Annotated in this window: 2 protein-coding genes and 1 pseudogene; 2 read left to right on the top strand and 1 reads right to left on the bottom strand. The window is 65.4% G+C overall.

All coding sequences use genetic code 11. The features are described from left to right. A pseudogene (locus tag EN879_RS31875) lies at positions 1–343 on the top strand (lipopolysaccharide biosynthesis protein); the annotation flags it as partial. Position 344: 1 nt separating this feature from the next. Further along, positions 345–1,691 (top strand): VpsF family polysaccharide biosynthesis protein, encoded by a 1,347-nt coding sequence (locus EN879_RS31870; protein WP_013530605.1) that lies wholly within the window; start codon positions 345–347, stop codon positions 1,689–1,691. Here the strand turns inward: EN879_RS31870 and EN879_RS31865 are convergent. Beyond that, positions 1,654–2,494, bottom strand: an 841-nt coding sequence (locus tag EN879_RS31865; RefSeq protein WP_127274517.1) for a cellulase family glycosylhydrolase, incomplete at its 5' end; no start/stop codon positions are given. The genes EN879_RS31870 and EN879_RS31865 overlap by 38 nt on opposite strands.

Raw genomic sequence — 2,494 nt, 5'->3', positions numbered from 1 at the left:
CGGCGAGTACGCGTTCGAGGCCGTCAGCCATTACGCCGCCGGCAGCAACGTTGCCGTGCTGGGCAGGGGCCGCTCAAAGGCGGTCTTCCAGGAAGCGCATGGCATCTATTTTGCGCAGCAGATGCTGGCGCGGGCCAGCCGGAGCTTCGAGCTCGTCGTCATCGACGGCGGCGCGCTGGCCGACAATCTCAATGCCTCGCCGCTGGTCGCCATGGCCGACGAGATCGTGCTCGTCGCCACGCTGAACGCCACCCCGATGCGCGACGTCACGACGACTTCGCAGGCGGTCTCCGTCATGGGGCGCCTGCCGACAGCCGCCTTGCTGGTCGACGAGGCCGCCTGATATGGCGGCCAGTTGGAGCGCAAGCGCTTCGAACCATGGTGCTGCCGCACCCCGCGCCGGCACGCCCATCTCCGGCACCTCGGTCGATGCGCTGACGCGCTTCGGATTGATCGCGGCGGTGGCGGTGCTGTTCAGCATCTCGGGGGGCATGCTGTGGCTGGTCGGCTACAATTATGATGGCCTGTTCGGCAACCCGGCGACCAAGATCCACCCGTCCACCTATCTCATCGTCCTGCTGCTTGCCTGGCGCTCCTGCGCATCAGGCAATCCGGTCGGCCATATCGTCCATCTCGCTGACAGGCGGCCGGCCAGCGCGCTGATGGCCGCCATATCGATCGTGCTTCTGGTCGTTGTCATCGCCAGGCAGCGGCCCGGTATGGCCGGCATGATCGATACGTTCGTGGCTGCGGCACTTCTCGTGCTGATGCTCAGCGAGGACGACGAGCGGACCTTCGCCGGGCTGCAGACCGTCGTCCACGTGGTCATGACGGCGAATGCCTTGCTTGCCCTTTTCGAGTTCGCCACCAAGACGCTTATCTTCCCCTATCGCCTCGACGGCGTGGCGTTTACCACCGATCTGCGCTCGAGCGCGCTGCAGGGGCATCCGCTTGCCAATGCCATGGTGACGTCGATCTATGTGCTTGCGCTGCTCTCCGGTGCCAGATCCCTGTCGATGCCTGTGCGGATAGGGTTGATCGGCTTGCAATGCGCGGCACTCGTCGCCTTCGGCGGCCGCACGGCGATGGTGACGACGGTGGTGCTCGGCGGCTGCTACCTGCTTTTTCAGGGCATCACCAAATTGCGCCAGGGCCGCGTCAATCTCCTCGGTGCGGCACTCGGCTTCATGCTCGCCGCCCTGCTGCCGGTCGTCATCATCGTGGCGGCATATCTGGGCTTTTTCGACGCGCTGCTGGAGCGCTTCGTGTCGGACAGCGGCAGCGCCAATGCCCGCGTCGAGATGTTCGAGCTCTTCAAGCACCTGGAATTGCGCGATCTGATCGTGGGACCGGATGTCGACCTGATCGACAGCCTGCGCCGCATCAACGGTCTCGAACAGGGCATCGAGAACCCGATCATCCGCACGGTCCTTTATCAGGGCGCCTTCTTCACGCTTTTGCTGACGTTCGGCTTCGTGCTGTTCCTGTTCGAGGTGGCGCGCCGCTGCCATCCCGGCATCTGGCTGCCGATGCTGGGCTGGGTTATCCTGATCAACACTTCGGAAAGCGTCGCGTCGAAGACGACGCTGCTGACCAAGTTCGTGGTGCTGGCATTGGTGCTCTATCGGCCGGCGCGGGCAGCGTTCAGGCCGGTCAGTCCGCCGGCATGGTCAGGCCAAGCGCCGCGATGATATCGGGGTCCAGCGCCCGGGTGGTGTCGTCCATCATGCCCATGCCATCGAAGAGATCCCACAGTGCCCAGGCGAAGCCGAGTTCCTCGGCGCTCCGCCTCACATCGGCGATGTAGCGCCCGCGATCCGGATTGGGCGCGGCGACATAGCGGGCGTCGGTGCGCAGCGCGCCGAACTCGCCCATGATGATGCGTTCCGGCGCAAGGCTATGGCCATCGGCCCAATCGCGGACCTGGCGAAGATATTTGTCGACAAACCAGCGGTCGGGCTGGGCGTCGAAATAGACTTTCAGCACACGCTCGGTCTCGGCATAGGCTGCTTGCTTGGCGTCTTCAGGGGTTTCGGTGTCCTGCGCCATGCGCGCCCTGACCGATGCCAGCGTCTGTTGCAGCGAGCCGGCGGATGCCGGCCACGGCACATTGTTGAGCGACCGATAGACCGGCTCGCGCATCCAGGGCGCGCCCTGATGGCTGAACAGATAGGGCTCATAGAAGTGGAAGGTGAACAGGATCGGCTCGAAGGGCGACAGCGGGCCCGGATCGAGCGCGGTCAGTCCGCTCACCATCGAGCCGCAGCCTCCGGTGACGACCAACGGCAGGGTCGCTGCCGATGCCCTTGCCGCGGTCAGAAGCGCGAGCTGGATTTGCAACCAGACGTTCGACGCGCAGGCCTGCGCCGGTTCGTTGACCGGCTCGAGCGCCACCCTGCCGGGCTGGAACCGCGCCAGCCTGCCGGCAAGCTCGCCGACCAGCCCGCGATAGAGATCGAAAGCGGGTGCGGCGGTGCTGGAGACCATGCGGTCG

Origin of the sequence: Mesorhizobium sp. M7A.F.Ca.AU.002.02.1.1, assembly GCF_003998535.1 — a bacterium.
Lineage (GTDB): Bacteria > Pseudomonadota > Alphaproteobacteria > Rhizobiales > Rhizobiaceae > Mesorhizobium > Mesorhizobium ciceri.
The sequence above is the reverse complement of the archived record's forward strand: the minus strand, read 5'-3'. Positions and strand labels throughout refer to the sequence as shown.

Bases quoted from the DNA above. Each gene is read 5' to 3' on its own strand.
- EN879_RS31870 (WP_013530605.1), top strand. From the start codon at position 345: ATGGCGGCCAGTTGGAGCGCAAGCGCTTCGAACCATGGTGCTGCCGCA.